This is a genomic window from Methylomonas sp. 2F7, from assembly GCF_057126975.1.
In genome coordinates this window covers 2499869-2514828 of sequence record NZ_CP195203.1, presented here as the reverse complement: position 1 = coordinate 2514828, position 14960 = coordinate 2499869, and the positions used below count along the sequence as shown (strand labels likewise).

Annotated in this window: 12 protein-coding genes; 7 read left to right on the top strand and 5 right to left on the bottom strand. The window is 53.5% G+C overall.

Annotated elements, in window-relative coordinates; all coding sequences use genetic code 11:
• Positions 1-548 precede the first annotated feature (548 nt).
• The 7 genes from ACR64Q_RS11235 (at position 549) to ACR64Q_RS11205 (ending at position 8952) form a co-directional block, all read left to right on the top strand.
• The gene (locus ACR64Q_RS11235) at positions 549-1055 is read left to right on the top strand and encodes a rhodanese-like domain-containing protein (RefSeq protein WP_313734773.1); all 507 of its coding nucleotides are present in this window, start codon (positions 549-551) and stop codon (positions 1053-1055) included.
• Positions 1056-1118: 63 nt separating this feature from the next.
• Positions 1119-3455 (top strand): DUF1549 and DUF1553 domain-containing protein, encoded by a 2337-nt coding sequence (locus tag ACR64Q_RS11230; protein ID WP_313734771.1) that lies wholly within the window; start codon positions 1119-1121, stop codon positions 3453-3455.
• Positions 3456-3559: 104 nt separating this feature from the next.
• Positions 3560-5023 (top strand): DUF1501 domain-containing protein, encoded by a 1464-nt coding sequence (locus ACR64Q_RS11225; RefSeq protein ID WP_313734769.1) that lies wholly within the window; start codon positions 3560-3562, stop codon positions 5021-5023.
• Positions 5024-5383: 360 nt separating this feature from the next.
• Positions 5384-5770 (top strand): hypothetical protein, encoded by a 387-nt coding sequence (locus ACR64Q_RS11220; protein ID WP_313734767.1) that lies wholly within the window; start codon positions 5384-5386, stop codon positions 5768-5770.
• 10 nt (positions 5771-5780) lie between these two features.
• Complete coding sequence (locus ACR64Q_RS11215; protein ID WP_313734766.1) at positions 5781-6371, top strand: peroxiredoxin; 591 nt, start codon at positions 5781-5783, stop codon at positions 6369-6371.
• Positions 6372-6400: 29 nt separating this feature from the next.
• Positions 6401-7096, top strand: coding sequence for a c-type cytochrome (locus ACR64Q_RS11210; protein ID WP_313734765.1), 696 nt, complete (start codon positions 6401-6403; stop codon positions 7094-7096).
• Positions 7097-7311: 215 nt separating this feature from the next.
• Positions 7312-8952, top strand: coding sequence for a PepSY domain-containing protein (locus ACR64Q_RS11205; protein ID WP_313734763.1), 1641 nt, complete (start codon positions 7312-7314; stop codon positions 8950-8952).
• Positions 8953-9144: 192 nt separating this feature from the next.
• Here the strand turns inward: ACR64Q_RS11205 and ACR64Q_RS11200 are convergent, their stop codons facing one another.
• The 5 genes from ACR64Q_RS11200 to ACR64Q_RS11180 form a co-directional block, all read right to left on the bottom strand.
• Positions 9145-10791: a family 2A encapsulin nanocompartment cargo protein cysteine desulfurase gene (locus ACR64Q_RS11200; protein WP_313734762.1), complete on the bottom strand. Its 1647-nt coding sequence runs from the start codon at positions 10789-10791 to the stop codon at positions 9145-9147.
• Positions 10778-11695 (bottom strand): family 2A encapsulin nanocompartment shell protein, encoded by a 918-nt coding sequence (locus tag ACR64Q_RS11195; RefSeq protein WP_020481377.1) that lies wholly within the window; start codon positions 11693-11695, stop codon positions 10778-10780. Before ACR64Q_RS11195 ends, ACR64Q_RS11200 begins: the two co-directional genes overlap by 14 nt.
• A 101-nt stretch (positions 11696-11796) precedes the next feature.
• Entirely contained in the window at positions 11797-12726 is a 930-nt protein-coding gene (epsC, locus tag ACR64Q_RS11190; RefSeq protein ID WP_313734760.1) for a serine O-acetyltransferase EpsC, read from the bottom strand.
• Positions 12723-13700, bottom strand: coding sequence for a cysteine synthase A (gene cysK, locus ACR64Q_RS11185; protein WP_483823327.1), 978 nt, complete (start codon positions 13698-13700; stop codon positions 12723-12725). The genes epsC and cysK overlap by 4 nt, the downstream gene beginning before the upstream one ends.
• A 341-nt stretch (positions 13701-14041) precedes the next feature.
• Positions 14042-14944 carry a LysR substrate-binding domain-containing protein gene (locus tag ACR64Q_RS11180; protein ID WP_020481373.1) on the bottom strand — a complete coding sequence of 301 codons (903 nt, stop codon included), beginning with the start codon at positions 14942-14944 and terminating at the stop codon, positions 14042-14044.
• Between the last annotated feature and the right edge of the window lie 16 nt (positions 14945-14960).

The window sequence follows — 14960 nt, the reverse complement described above, 5'->3', positions numbered from 1 at the left end:
AACGGGCAAGGATTTATCCTTTGCCCGTTTTTTTTGTCCGGTGTTTTTTGCCGAGATCCAAGTTTCGCAGATCGGGAAGTTACAAAGTGCCTGCTCGGCCTATCTGTATGCCTCCTTTCTTCATACCAAAACCACTTTATCAACACCGCCCTCAGTACCGCTCGCCTTTATGCCTTTGAGGGAACTGTCGAATGGCCAAGCACCTCAGGCTTCGACGAACTCAGCCCGAACGGGGCATCAGGGATAAATCGGGCCGGGTTAATCAACGGTTGGTGTGGTGCTAGCCCAGCAACAGCGCATGTTGCGCCCCTGCTGAATTTCCACCAGTTGCTTGGGCTTTACTTGGATATTTATGGATTTATCAAGTGTTATTGAATGGGGTGTTGAATAAATATACCGTTTTAAATCAATGATTAACAAGCTAATTATCGTTTTTGGTGGCAGGTGTTTTTTGAGTGGCATGCTAGTTGCTTTTTACCTAATGAGGAACCTTATTTACGCGCGCTAAACCGTGCAGTTAGCAAAATTAATAACAGGAAGAAATATTGATGAAAAACACGACCACTGCTGCTTTATTAGCTCTGATCTTGGCCGCTCCGGTAGCGTTTGCCGCCGACGCGGATGCAGGCAAAAAAACCGAGGCGCCGGCTGCGCGGCCTTATACCTATAAAACCCCAAAATTGAAGCGCGCTGAAATCGATGCCTTGCTCGCCAAGCCCGAGCAAGTGTTGTTTATCGATGTGCGTCGTCCCGATGAAATCAGCAAGATCGGTACCTTTCCCGTCTATTTGAACGTACAAATTGATGAGCTGGATAAGGTTTTACCGTTTATTCCTAAGGAGCGCTCCATCGTCACCGTCTCCAATCACGCTGGCCGTGCCGGTAAATCCGCCGACTTGTTGGCTGAGAAGGGATTCAAAGTGGTGGGTGCGATAGGTTCGCAAAACTATGAAGAGGAGGGCGGCAAAATTACCAAAATCGTTCCTCCCGCGCCTAAGCCTGAAGAACATGCCACAGAGCAAGAGCACAGCAAAGGCCATAAGCACAAAGGTTAATTTCCGAATGAGGCTGGGTGATCCCGGCTTCGTTCCATCAAGCTGACATTTTGGAGGAATTCCATGAAAATCAAACTCTATTGCGCTGTGGTCTGGGGGCTGGCAATTGCGCTCTCAGACGCAGCCCAGGCAGCCGATGAAAAGCCGGCCACCGAAGCGGCTGCGCCAGCCGGACAATCCAAATCCAAACTCTGGTCGTATCAGCCGGTAAAAGCGCCGGCCGTTCCTGACGTGCAGCAGAAGGATTGGGTGAGAACCCCTATCGATGCTTTCGTGTTGGCGCCTCTGGAAGCCAAAGGCATCAAACCTTCGCAAGATACCGACCGCGCGTCGTTCATTCGCCGGGCCACGCTGGACGTTTGGGGTGTCATCCCAACCCCGGAAGAAGTCGATGCGTTTGTTAATGACAAATCGGCCGATGCTTACGAAAAATTGGCTGACCGTTTGTTGGCTTCGCCGAAATACGGCGAGCGTCAAGGGCGTAAATGGCTGGATTTGGCACGTTACGCCGACAGTACCGGCTTTCAAAACGATAACGACCGCTTGAACATGTGGCGTTACCGCGATTACGTGATTAACTCATTTAATCAGGACAAGCCGTACAGCAAATTTATTCAGGAACAATTAGCCGGCGACGAATTGTGGCCGGGCGACGAACAAGCCTTGGTTGCCACCGGCTTCATGGCGCAATTCCCGGATAACAGCAACTCCCGCGACTTGGTGCAGCGCAAATACCAAATTACCACGGATATAACCGATACCGTGGGCAAGGTGGTGCTGGGTCAAACCGTGGAATGCGCGCGTTGCCATAACCACAAATTCGACAAGATCAGCCAGAAAGATTATTTCTCCTTACAGTCGTTCTTTGCCAATGTCGCGCCGGTAGACAATATCCCCGCGAAGAAAGGCGAGGTGGAAAAAGCCTACGAACAGCAGTACGCCAAATGGGAAGAGGCGACTAAAGATATTCGTGCCAAGAAAAAGGCCATTATCGATACGCATAGGGAAGAAGCGCTTAAATATCACAAGGAACGTTATTTGACCGACTCGCGGGAAGCGATTTTCAAACCCAAAGAGCAATGGACCGCTCGCGACCGTTGGGTAAACCACCGTTTGGCTAATGTGACCGATGAAGGTAGCTTGGAATCGTATTTCCGGGAAAAAGGTGAAAGTACCGATGCAAAAACGCGCGATCCAAAAATCGCCGAGCAATGGGCCGAGTTGGAAAAACTGGATAAGGAGCTGAAAAAATTCAACGATCTGAAACCGACCACATCCTCCAACACTATTTCAGCGATGACCGAACTGGGTCATCCGGATGCGCCGCCTAGCTACGTATTTGCGGTGGGCGATCACGAAAAGCCATTGGAAGAAGTGCAGCCGGCGTTCCCGGAAGCGATTACCGACGAAAAACCGGATATCAAACCTTTACCGTTTTCATCCGGTCGCCGTTCAGCATTGGCTAAATGGATTACCAGCCCAACCAATCCATTGACCGCTCGGGTATTTACCAACCGGATTTGGGACCAGTATTTCGGTAAAGGTATCGTTACCACCGTCAGCGATTTCGGTAAAGCCGGCCAAAAACCGACGCACCCCGAGTTGCTGGATTACCTGGCCTCCAAATTCGTCAACGACGGCTGGAGCGTGAAAAAACTGCACCGCGAAATTTTGCTTTCAAGCGTCTATCGCCAATCGTCCGCTTACCGCGAAGATGTGGCCCAAGCCGACGCCGAAAATCAATTGCTGGCAGTGTTTCCACGCCAACGTCTGGAAGCGGAGCAAGTCAGGGATTCCTTGTTAGCCGCGGCGGGCAAATTGGAAGAGAAAGTGGGCGGTCCTAGCGTTTACCCACCGTTGCCAAAAGCGATTAACACCGCCAGCGGTAACTTCCAAGGCGATCCTGCCTGGAAAACCTCTAAGGATGTGCACGATCAGAACCGCCGCAGTTTGTACATCTTTACCCGGCGCAGTATCCCTTATCCGATTCTGGACTCCTTCAACATGGCGTCGCCGCAGGAAGCGCACAGCAAACGCGAGGTAACCACCACGCCGCTGCAAGCCCTGACCTTGTACAACAGCGAATTGATTTTCGATTGGTCAAAATCTTTGGCTGGCCGGGTGATCAACGAAGCAGGTGAAGACGAGGAAGATCGGATCAGCAGACTCTATCAAATCTTGTTTGCACGGCAACCGAAGGATGAAGAAAAAGAGTCGCTGCAGGCCTTCTTGAATGAACAGGAAGCCATCATTCGCGCCAAGGCAGCGGATGGCAAGTTTGAAGTAAACGTGCCGGCAGGCGTCAAGGACAAGCCGCTGGGTGACCCTGTTAGAGCTGCTGCATTCGTGGATTTGGTCCACGTGGTAGCTAACTCCAACGAATTCATCTACCGGTTTTAACGATACATACGACTCGGTTTAAGTGGGCGTCTGCCAAATCGGCGGGCGCCTTACCGAACCCGAAACAGTTGCCGACACAAAATAATATTCAAGAGGTTTAGATAATGAACAACAAATCACGTCGCGATTTTTTAGTAAAAACCGGCTATGGCTTGGGCGGCTTGGCCGTCAGCGGTTTCCTGCCGGGCGGTGGCGTCATTGCCAGCGCGTTTGCGGATGATCCGGCTTTGAAAGCCTTGGCCGGTGCCAACCCCTTAGCGCCGAAAGCGCCGCATTTCGCGCCTAAAGCCAAAACCGTCATCTGGCTGCACATGTCTGGAGCCCCTAGCACCCTGGATTTGTACGACTATAAACCCCAGTTGGTCAAACAGGCAGGTACCGGTATTCCCGCGTCGTTTTTACAAGGTATCAAAACCAGTACCCAAGGCGGTATCACCAAATTAATCGCCACCAAACGCGACTGGAAACAACACGGTCAAAGCGGCGCCTGGTTTTCCGACTGGCTGCCCAATCTGGCGGAACATGCCGACGACCTGGCCTTCATTAAATCCAGTGTGACCGTGGGTGCTACCCACGATATTTCCATCATGAAGTTGAACACCGGCGGTTTGAACCCCGGCCGGCCAACGCTGGGCGCCTGGGTGCAATATGCCTTGGGTTCCGCGAACCCGAATCTGCCTGCCTACGTGGTGTTGTATAACGACAAACGTGAGCCACGCGGCGGTGTGACCAACTGGGAGTCCGGCTTTTTGCCTGCGGTGTATCAAGGTACGCCGTTCCGCCCAGGTAATTCACCGATCCTGCATTTGAACAACCCTGAATATCTGGCTAACGCGGAAAAACGCCATGCGCTGGACTTGTTGAAACAGATTAATCAACAACATGCGTCCAACTATCCCACCGATAGCGAGCTGCAAGCTCGCACCGAATCTTACGAGCTGGCTTACCGCATGCAGGAAACCGCACCGGAAGCGGTCGACTTTAGCAAGGAATCAGAAGCCACTAAAGCGCTGTATGGTTTGAACGACGAAATCACCCGCCCATACGGCGAGTTGTTATTGCGTGCCAGACGTTTGACCGAGCGCGGTGTGCGCTTCGTGCAAGTCGTATCCGGCCCGACTGACATCAAAGGTGACAGCCGCGATTGGGACGCCCATCAAAACATCGAAGACAACCACAGCAAGCATTCAAAAATTATCGACAAACCGATTGCCGGCTTGTTGAAAGATTTGAAAGCCAAAGGTTTGTTGGATGAAACGCTGGTGGTGTGGACCTCCGAGTTCGGCCGCACGCCATGGAGCGAATCCGGCGACGGCCGCGACCACAACCCTTGGGGCTACACCCAATGGATGGCGGGCGGCGGCGTCAAAGCCGGCTATACCCATGGCGGCACCGACGAGCTGGGCGTACAAGCCATCAAAGGCACCGAAGTGGATACCTATGACTTGCATGCGACGGTGCTGAACCAGTTGGGTCTGGATCACTTGAAACTGATTTACAAGTATCAAGGCCGTTCGGAACGCCCAACCGTGGTGTACGGCAAAGTGATCAAGGAATTGATTGCCTAAGGCCGAGCTTTAGAGTCTTACCCGAAGGCGCGGCGCTTTCGGGTAAGCGATTCGCCGAGCCGGCTATTAGCCTGGTGTAACGCGAATTTGAATCAATGTGGACATCTCTGAAATTCCTTCTTTATTAAACAGGGCGTTAGGACGACGCTGTCAGAGAGCAAGCGTTTATCCCGGCAAGGAAGTCGGGTGGCCAATGGATGGCGAACCGGATTATCTCCCGGTAAAACGCGAAGCTAGGCCTTTGTGGGGGCCTTGGGTGACAGTGTTTCGTTTGAGTCTTGTTTGACGAAGAGGGAATTTTAGAGATGTTCTGAGAAAACAATTTAGTGCGGTATGCAATGCCGTGACAGGGTTAGTGATATGCGAAAGACGATTTACCTTTTCGGAATTTGGTTAGTTCTCAGCAGCAGCGCGGTGATTGCCGAAAGCGAATTCGATTTCGAAGAGTTAATGAATGATGTGGAAACCAAAATTCAGGAAGTGCAAAACAATATTGCCGCCAAGGACGCCAACACCGCGGTAACGCAAGCCAAGCAATTACAGGACGAATTCAAACTGGTTGAAGGCTTTTTTGCCAAGCGCGGCAATGCCGACGATGCCACGCATAACGCCAAGGAATATCAGGATAAGGCAGTCAATATTCAGAATGCGCTGGCTGCCGGCGATTTCGATACCGCTGCCGTTGCCGCCAACGACTTTTCCAAACAATGCCGCGGCGCCTGCCACGACAAATACAAACCCCTCTAATTGAAGAATTATGAAAAACTTATTTTTGAAAAGCCTGCTGCCTGCCGTATTTGCTTTGCCGGTGATGGCCGCACTCCCGGAGGGCCATCCCGCGCCGGATTTTCAAGCGCAAGCTTCGCTGGCCGGCAAGGCTTTTAATTACACGCTGGAAGAGGCTTTGAAAAAAGGCCCGGTAGTCGTTTATTTCTATCCGTCCGCTTATACCGGCGGCTGCAATTTGCAGGCGCATAGCTTTGCGGTCAATTACGAAAAATTTGCCGCCGCCGGTGCCAGCATTGTTGGTGTATCGCTGGACAGTATCGAACGCCTGAACGACTTTTCCGCCGACCCTAATTACTGCGCCAGCAAATTTCCGGTGGCATCCGATGCCGACGGCAAAATCTCCGGTAATTACGATATTGCTGTCAAAGCCGCCGCGCCGGGTAAAACCGATAGCCGAGGCGTGGAAATCAATCACGGCTTTGCCGAACGCACCACCTTCGTGGTCACGCCGAACGGCAAAATCGCCGCGACCTTGGGCGGATTGAAGCCCGAAGAAAATGTCGCCAAAGCGCTGGAAATCGTGGAAAAGCTCGCCGCTGATCGATCGAAGGCAAACTAGGCATGGGGTTTTGCCGCTGGGTATTTGCTGTGACGCCCGAAACCAAACCCCGCAGAGCAAGAGCACATTGGCGCCGTCGCAGTCCGTGGCTGGCCGTCAGTACCTTTGCGTTGTTGGCCTCGGCGAAAACCGTATTCGCCGAGCAGAGCGCTGAGCTTGCCGTGCAACGCATCGGCAACGGCAACCCGGTCGCCGGTAAACAAAAGTCGGCTGACGAACGTTGCCAGGAATGTCATGGTGAGGACGGCAACAGTGGCGATGTCAGAATTCCCAGCCACGCCGGTCAATACGCCGGCTATTTGGTTAAACAGCTCAGCGATTTTAAATCCGGCGCTCGCAGTCACGAGATTATGAATGTGATGGCTGCGGATCTTTCCCAAGAAGATATGGCCGACATCGCCGCTTATTTTGCCAGCCAAAAAGTCATGCGCGGCGAGCGGATTGCCGACAATCCTCTTGCCAAGAATTTGTTTGTGAACGGCGATGCGGCGCGGGATTTGCCCGCGTGTGCCAGTTGCCACGGCGAAAACGGTAAGGGCATGGTAAAGGACAACGTCATTTATCCGGTAATCGGCGGGCAGCGCCGGGTTTATCTGCGTAGTCAATTGACCAACTGGAAGCTGGGCGAACGGAATAATAGCTCGGAAGCCGTGATGAATAAGGTGGCCAAGTCGTTGAACGACGACGAATTGAATGGCCTGGTCGAATACCTATCGGGGTTGTAAGCATATGAGTGTGTCGCCGGAAGCTTATTCCCATCCCTTTTACGGAGTTGATATGAAACGTTTTTATCGGTAGCGCTTGTGGTTGTAAATCGCGAAAAGAATCAGGAGAGCGTAAGCGCTGGTCAATAGCTGTTTAAGGAAAGGTATAGGGGGCGAAGTGCAAGCTTATTTTCAACGGATAGTGTCATCAACAAAAGGTGTTTAAGAGGGCGGCAATGAAGAAGTCTTTGAATTGGTTGTTATATGAAACCCACCGCTGGCTGGGGGTGGTGTTGGCTTTGTTCATGTTTTTCTGGTTTTTTACCGGCATCGCGATCATCTATTCGACGCCGACCACGCAAAGCCGCAGTCAACAACTGGCGCATGCGGAAAGCCTGGCCCCGGAAGCGGGCTGGTTGAGCCTGGGCGAAGCCTGGGAGCGCAGTACCGAGCAACGTAAGCTGTTTGCCGCGCAACATAAATCCAAGCCGGCAAACATGGGGGAACACGGCGGGCAGGCAAAAGCCGAGGTGGGCCATGGCGTCGAACAAGTGGTCGGTATAGCCGATGCCCGCTTGGTAAGACGTAACGACGAGCCGTTTTGGCTGGTGGAAGATAGCAAAGGCGCCCGCTTTGCACTGTCCGCGTTAGATGGCAGCTTACGCGAAACCTCGGTGGAGCAGGCGTTACGCATCGCCGATGACTGGTTCAAACGCGATGGTATTAACCAAAATTTGCACGTACTGGAAACGGTAGAAGCGCCGATTATTCTGCGCAATCAGGATGCCTTGCGGCCTTTTCATCGGGTGGCTAGCGACGCTGGCGACGAGTTGTTGATTTCTGCGCGCACCGGCGAAGTGCTACATGCCTCGACCCGCGTCGATAGAGCGTTTTACTATGCCGGCAACTGGCTGCATTTGTTCAAACCTCTGGAAGCCATCGGTCTAGGTCAATATCGCCATGATGTGCAACTGTGGTCCGGCTTGGGCGCGACCATCGCTTGCATTACCGGTTTGATTATCGGTTGGCTGCGCTGGCGGCCGGGTTTTAATGGCAAGCCCACTTACTCGCAAGGTCGCACGCAGCCCTACCGCGAATTTTGGTTTAAATGGCATTTTTGGAGCGGTTTGATCGGCGGTACCGTGGCGCTGTCCTGGGCGTTGAGCGGATTTATCGATACCAATCCCGGCAAATTATTTTCCGAAGCCAATCCGACGCGGCAAGAATTGAACCGTTATTTGGGCAGGGTATTGCCTGACGCGATGCGCAACTGGCAACCCGGCCCGCTTAACACGGCTCAGGGTAAGGACATTGTCGAACTGGGCTGGCGCCGCTTGGGCGGCGAAGCAGTGTTATTGGCCTACAGCCGCGATGGTCAGCGATTGCCGCAAGCGGTGGATGGGGCGGTTCAGCAATTCAATAAGGTCTCGGTAACCGAAGCGATTCAGCGTGTGGCGGAAGATACGCCAATCGCCAGCCAGGAACTATTGGACGACTACGACAGTTATTATTATCCGCGACATAATCAAAGCTTGGTGGAAAAACCCTTGCCGGTGGTGGCGGTGCAGTTGGCCGACGAAGCCGGTACCCGGTTTTATCTGGATCCGCAAGACGGTAGCTTGCTAGCCAAGCTGGATCGCAGTCGCCGGGTGTTTCGTTGGTTGTATTCCGGCTTGCATCATTGGGATTTCGGTTGGCTCTATCACCGGCCGATTTGGGATGCCTGGATGTTGACCTGGGTGGGTTTCGGTTTGGTACTGGGTGCCAGTTCGCTGGTGGTCGGCTGGAAAAGGCTGGTTAAAACCTTTAAGCCGAAAAAACGCAAGGCGGCCGGACCGCAGTCGGTGCTGGAACTGGCTACGGAAACTCGTAGTTAAGATAGTAAATGCTCGGTAACGCCAGGACAATTGGCGTTACCGATAAGCTAAGATATAAGGTGTAGAATCAAGATGGTTTTATAGCGGCTTATGCCCATTTCCTCACGTTGTAAATGCTTCTAAGAAATATGTTGGCATGTCCAGCGCGAGTATTTGAGGTCAAGACTGTAGTCTTGACCTCAAAATGCTAGTCTAAAACCTCCGAGAAGTGCACTGCAGCCGTTTTAGGGTTGCCGATAACCTATCGATTTCCTCGTAAGTGTTATAAAACGCCAACGAAGGTCTTACGGTACTTTCCAAACCAAAACGCCGCAAGATGGGCTGTGCGCAATGGTGGCCTGAGCGAACGGCAATACCCACCTCATTCAGGGCTTTGCCAATATCTTGCGTGCTATGACCGTCCATTACGAACGAAACCACACTGGTCTTTTCCGGCGCGGTGCCGATCAAGCGTAGTCCGGGAATAGCTTGCAAGGCATGCATCGCATAAACCAGCAATTCATGCTCGTAGCGGGCTACGTTCTCGATGCCAATCTTGTTCAGATATTCCAGCGCCGCACCCAAGCCTACCGCATCGGCAATATTCCCGGTGCCGGCTTCGAATTTGGCGGGTGCCGGCTGATAGACGGTTTTCTCGAAGGTGACGTCTTCGATCATATTCCCGCCGCCTTGCCACGGTTGGGTAGCCTCCAAAACTTCCGCCTTGCCGTAAAGCACACCGATACCGGTTGGACCGAAGATTTTGTGGCCGGAAAATGCCAGCCAATCGCAATCCAAGGTCTGTACATCAACCTTCAGATGCGACACCGATTGGGCGCCATCCAACAATACCTTAGCGCCGGCCCGGTGTGCCAATTCGATCATTTCCTGCGCCGGCGTGACGGTGCCCAACGCATTCGAGACCTGCGTAAACGACACCAGCTTGGTTTTGGCATTTAGCAGTTTTTGATATTCGGCCAAAATCACCTGGCCGTTGTCGTCGACCGGAATGACTCTTAACACCGCACCGGTTTCTGCACAAAGCTGCTGCCAGGGCACGATATTGGCGTGATGTTCCAGCCAGCTGATGACGATTTCGTCGCCTGCGCCAATATTCTGCTTGCCCCAACTTTTCGCAACCAGATTGATGGCTTCGGTAGCACCGCGCACGAACACCACTTCATCGGCCGACGAGGCATTAACAAAACGCGCGACGATTTGTCGTGCTCCCTCATAAGCATCGGTCGCTCGTGCCGCCAATTCATGCGCGGCGCGGTGGATGTTGGAATTTTCGTGTTGATAAAACTCGGAAATCCGATCAATCACCACCTGCGGTTTTTGCGTGGTGGCGGCGTTATCCAGCCAGGCTAGCGGATAACCGTTCACGCGTTCTTGCAGAATCGGAAAGTCTTTGCGCACCGCATGCACATCAAAGGGCGGATGCGCGGAACCTAAACCCAGTATTTGCGCCGCGCGAGCCAATGCCGATACGTCGTTTAAAAAATAAAACGCTGAACCGCCAGTCGTCGGCGGTTGCGGCGCATGGCCCATGGGCGTGGACAAGGCGGTTTGCAAATCCGTGGTGCCGGGCAACGCAAAACTGCGCTGCACCAGGGCCGAAATCGCGCTGTCGTCGATGCCGGGCCGGGAATCGAAACCTGCCGGTACATTGGTGAACGGAACTGATGTTGCCGCCGACACTGGCACGGTATCGATTGCTTCGCCTGCGTTAGGTACTTCTTGGAAAAACTGGTTGGCCAAGCGCGTCAGTTCGGCGGTATCCGGCAAGCCCTCGGGCACCGTGCCGCCGCTCAGCGCTTGTTGCGCCAGACCGGCTAAGTCTATGTTATTGGTAGTCATAGTAGTTGCCTATTTCGACATTCTCCAATACGCCGATGGCATCTTCAGTTAACACCGCCAACGAGCAATACAGCGATACCAGATAGGAAGCGATGGCCTTGTGGTTGATGCCCATGAAGCGCACGGACAGGCCCATGCTCAATTCGTCGGTCAAGTTGGGTTGATACAAACCGACCACGCCTTGACGGCTTTCGCCGGTGCGCAACAACAGGATGTTGGTTTTGCCGTTGGTGATTTTTAGCTTGTCGGTCGGAATTAAGGGCAGGCCGCGCCAGGTTAAAAATTGCGAACCGAACATGGAGATGGTAGGTGGCGGTGTGCCGCGGCGAGTCGCTTCACGGCCGAACGCGGCGATGGCGCGTGGGTGGGCTAGAAAGAAAGCGGGTTCTTTCCAGACTCTGGCAATCAACTCGTCCAGATCGTCCGGGGTTGGCGAACCTTTGCGGGTTTGCACTTTTTGCGCGGGCGCAACGTTGTTCAACAAACCGTATTCGGCATTGTTAATCAATTCGCTTTCTTGGCGCTCTTTGACGGTTTCGATGGTCAGGCGCAGCTGTTCGTGGATTTGGTTGTACGGACTGCTGTACAAATCAGCGACGCGAGTGTGAACGTCCAGCACGGTGTTGACGGCGTTCAGGCGATATTCGCGGCCCCATTCTTCGTAATCCACGTAGGTTTGCGGTAACACTTTTTCGTCGAGGCTGGAGCAATCGACGGCAATGCTGGTTTCGCTTTTTACTTTGTTGACCCGGTAAATACCCGCTTCGACTGGTACCCAGTGCATCAAATGCACCAGCCAGCGCGGGGTGATGGTACCCATCATGGGCACGGTTTTGGTGGCGTTGGATAAGGTGCGCGCAGCGACGTCGCCTAACGCGGTATGGGCTTGATGAATGTCTGACATGATGATTTTCCTTTCTTAGTGGCTGGTGGGTTGTTAACTGGGTGTTTTCGTTGCAGATGTTTTTAATGTTGGTGTTAAAAATACGGATTTGCCGTCGGCGTTTAAATCCCGCCACCGCCGGCAAATACTTCGGTGCGGTTCTGGCCTTGGCTGACCAGGCTGTCGGGCGGTACGCTGTGGGTGAGCCAGACGTTACCGCCTATCGTCGAGCCGTGGCCGATGGTGATGCGCCCCAAAATCGTGGCGCCGGCATAAATCACCACATCGTCCTCGACGATGGGGTGGCGGGCGTGGCCCTTGACCAGAATGCCGTTGTCGTCTTTGTCAAAGCGTTTGGCGCCGAGCGTGACAGCTTGATACAGGCGCACCCGGCGGCCGATGACGGCGGTTTCGCCTATCACCACGCCGGTGCCGTGATCGATAAAAAAGCTTTCGCCAATTTGCGCACCCGGATGGATGTCGATGCCGGTGGCGGAATGCGCTACTTCACTAATCACGCGCGCCACCAGCGGCAGCCCCAATTCGTAGAGCACATGAGCCAGCCGATGGTGGATTACGGCGGTGATGCCGGGATAGCAGACCAAGACTTCGTCGGCGCAGCGTGCGGCCGGGTCGCCTTCGTAAGCAGCTTGAATGTCGCTGTCGATCAATTGCCGCACGCCAGGTAGCTGGGCTGCAAACTGCCGAGTGATGTCTGTCGCTTGACTATGCGTGTCCAGGGACAGGCCTTGCTGTTCGGCGACAAATTGCAATTCCAGGCCGATTTGCCGTTGCAATTGTCGTAGCAGACTATCCAATGTGTGGCCGACAAAATAATCGATACCTTCGTCAGTCAGGTCGGGCATCCCCAGCCGGTTTGGGAACAGCACCGCGCCCAAATTGTCGACGATTTGGCTCAGCACTTTGCGCGAAGGCAATTTGGGTGGATGTTCGCGGCGGTGGCGGCTTTCCAAGGATTGCAGACGCAGTTCGCGTAGTTCGGCGACCAGTGCATCGATTTCCCAGCGTTGGCCGTTTTCAGTTAAGGTCATAGCGCCACACCTTGCGGGTTGAATAGGCCTTCGAACAAGGCCGAGCTCAAGTAGCGCTCGCCGGAGTCCGGCAAGATGACCACAATCGTTTTGCCTTCGTGTTCCGTACGCTTTGCCACCCGCACCGCCGCAGCCACGGCCGCACCGCAGGAGATGCCAGCCAGGATGCCTTCCTCGCGCGCCAGACGGCGGGCATAGGTTATGGCATCGTCGTTACTGACCAGGGCAATTTCGTCAACCAGGGACAAATCCAATACCTCCGGCACAAATCCCGCACCGATGCCCTGAATCTTGTGCGGCGCCGGCTGCAGGGGTTCGCCGGCGCGGAATTGGGTCAAGATCGGACTGGCTTCGGGTTCTACTGCTACGGAAATGATCGGTTTGCGCTGTTTGAATTTGATATAGCGCGAAACCCCGGTAATGGTGCCGCCGGTGCCGACGCCGGACACCAAAATGTCGATAGCGCCGTCGCTGTCGGTCCAGATTTCCGGGCCGGTGGTCAGTTCGTGGATGGTTGGATTGGCGGGATTTTTAAACTGTTGCAGCAATACGTAACGGTCCGGATCGGATGCGGCAATTTCTTCGGCTTTGGCGATCGCGCCTTTCATACCCTTGGCGCCCTCGGTGAGGACTAGTTTGGCACCGTAAGCCACCAATAATTTGCGCCGTTCCAGACTCATCGTTTCCGGCATCGTCAACGTCAACGGAATACCGCGGGCGGCGGCCACGAAGGCCAGGGCGATGCCGGTATTGCCGCTGGTCGGTTCTATCAATTCTTTGCCGTCGGCGAGCAGACCGCGCTGCTGAGCGTCGTTAATCATCGCCGCACCGATGCGGCATTTCACGGAATAGGCTGGATTGCGGCCTTCAATCTTGGCCAGCAAAGTCACCGGAGCGCCGTCGGTAATGCGGTTTAGCCGGACTAATGGGGTGTTGCCTATCGATTGCGAGTTATCTGGATACCAATGCGTCATGGCGGTATTACTCCCTGTCGGTTTTCTGCGGGCCAAAAAAAAGCCAGCAGCCTGCTTATGAGTTCAGGCGTACTGGCTTCCGGCGGTCCGGTCAGCGATTTTTTTTAAAGTACTTGGTTTAAACGAAGGCTGTCAATACAGGTGCGGGCAGCCTAGGTTTGTGTAATGCCTATTTGAGATATATAAATCTAAAAATATGATTTACCTCGTTGCAACGGGCTTGCTGCGGTGGTTGGGTTGTTTGTAAGTCTTTGTTTTTGCGTGAAGCAGCGCAAAGTCAAAATTTTTAGGGCTGCTCTTATGATAAATATGGAAATAAAAACCGAAATTCCTGCTGGATTTTAATATTGATGCTCCTTGGTGGCTTTGGAAAGCAGCTCGTTAATGAAATATTGCAAATAAGTCGGCAGATATAATTGCTTCAAGTAGGCAATTTTCGTTACCGAGCGCGGGATCAGGTGTGACAAATCCCTGGCGACCAAATCATTGTCGTTGCGCGATTCATACGACGTGCCGGCGATAATCCCCACGCCCAAACCCAGTCTGACATAGGTTTTGATGATGTCGGAATCGGCGGCGGACAGGGTGATGTCCAGCTCTTTACCGGCGTTCTTAAAGGCTTTTTCGATGGTCGAACGGCCGGTATAGCCTTGCGAGTAAGTTAAAATCGGAAATGCGGCCAGCCGGCCCAGCGTCACATCGCCCTGCGCCAAGGGGTGATGGCGCGGCACTACGGCAATGTGCTGCCATTCGTAGCAGGATTTGACGACCAGTTTCTCGTCCTCATCCAGCTTTTCGGTGCAGATGGCAATATCGGCCCGATGCTGATGGAGTTGCTCAATCAGCTCCTGGGGCGAAGATTGCACCATATAAATGGTAATGCCCGGATATTTTTCCCGGAATTTTTGCACCGGTTCCGGCAGCAAGTACTTGGCTTGAGTATGGGTGGTGGCGATATGTAAAGCGCCGTTGCGATTCTCGCGAAAGTCGTCGGCTATGGACAGGATGTTCTTTTTGGCCTGATTGATCCTGTCCACCTGTTCCATCACCTGCTCACCCAGCGGCGTCAGGCCCAGCAACTTTTTGCCGTGCCGTTCGTAGAGCGGCGAGCCTAATTCCTCCTCCAGTAACTGCAATTGCCGGCTGGCAGCCGACTGCACGACATGCATGATTTCCGCGGCTTTGGATTGGTTGAACTGGGTGTCCTTCAGGACACGCAATAATTCAAGCTGATTTAGATTCATATCGGTCTTTCCATGG

Bases quoted from the DNA above. Each gene is read 5' to 3' on its own strand.
- ACR64Q_RS11235 (WP_313734773.1), top strand. From the start codon at position 549: ATGAAAAACACGACCACTGCTGCTTTATTAGCTCTGATCTTGGCCGCT.
- ACR64Q_RS11230 (WP_313734771.1), top strand. From the start codon at position 1,119: ATGAAAATCAAACTCTATTGCGCTGTGGTCTGGGGGCTGGCAATTGCG.
- ACR64Q_RS11225 (WP_313734769.1), top strand. From the start codon at position 3,560: ATGAACAACAAATCACGTCGCGATTTTTTAGTAAAAACCGGCTATGGC.
- ACR64Q_RS11220 (WP_313734767.1), top strand. From the start codon at position 5,384: ATGCGAAAGACGATTTACCTTTTCGGAATTTGGTTAGTTCTCAGCAGC.
- ACR64Q_RS11215 (WP_313734766.1), top strand. From the start codon at position 5,781: ATGAAAAACTTATTTTTGAAAAGCCTGCTGCCTGCCGTATTTGCTTTG.
- ACR64Q_RS11205 (WP_313734763.1), top strand. From the start codon at position 7,312: ATGAAGAAGTCTTTGAATTGGTTGTTATATGAAACCCACCGCTGGCTG.
- ACR64Q_RS11200 (WP_313734762.1), bottom strand. From the start codon at position 10,791: ATGACTACCAATAACATAGACTTAGCCGGTCTGGCGCAACAAGCGCTG.
- ACR64Q_RS11195 (WP_020481377.1), bottom strand. From the start codon at position 11,695: ATGTCAGACATTCATCAAGCCCATACCGCGTTAGGCGACGTCGCTGCG.
- epsC (WP_313734760.1), bottom strand. From the start codon at position 12,726: ATGACCTTAACTGAAAACGGCCAACGCTGGGAAATCGATGCACTGGTC.
- cysK (WP_483823327.1), bottom strand. From the start codon at position 13,700: ATGACGCATTGGTATCCAGATAACTCGCAATCGATAGGCAACACCCCA.
- ACR64Q_RS11180 (WP_020481373.1), bottom strand. From the start codon at position 14,944: ATGAATCTAAATCAGCTTGAATTATTGCGTGTCCTGAAGGACACCCAG.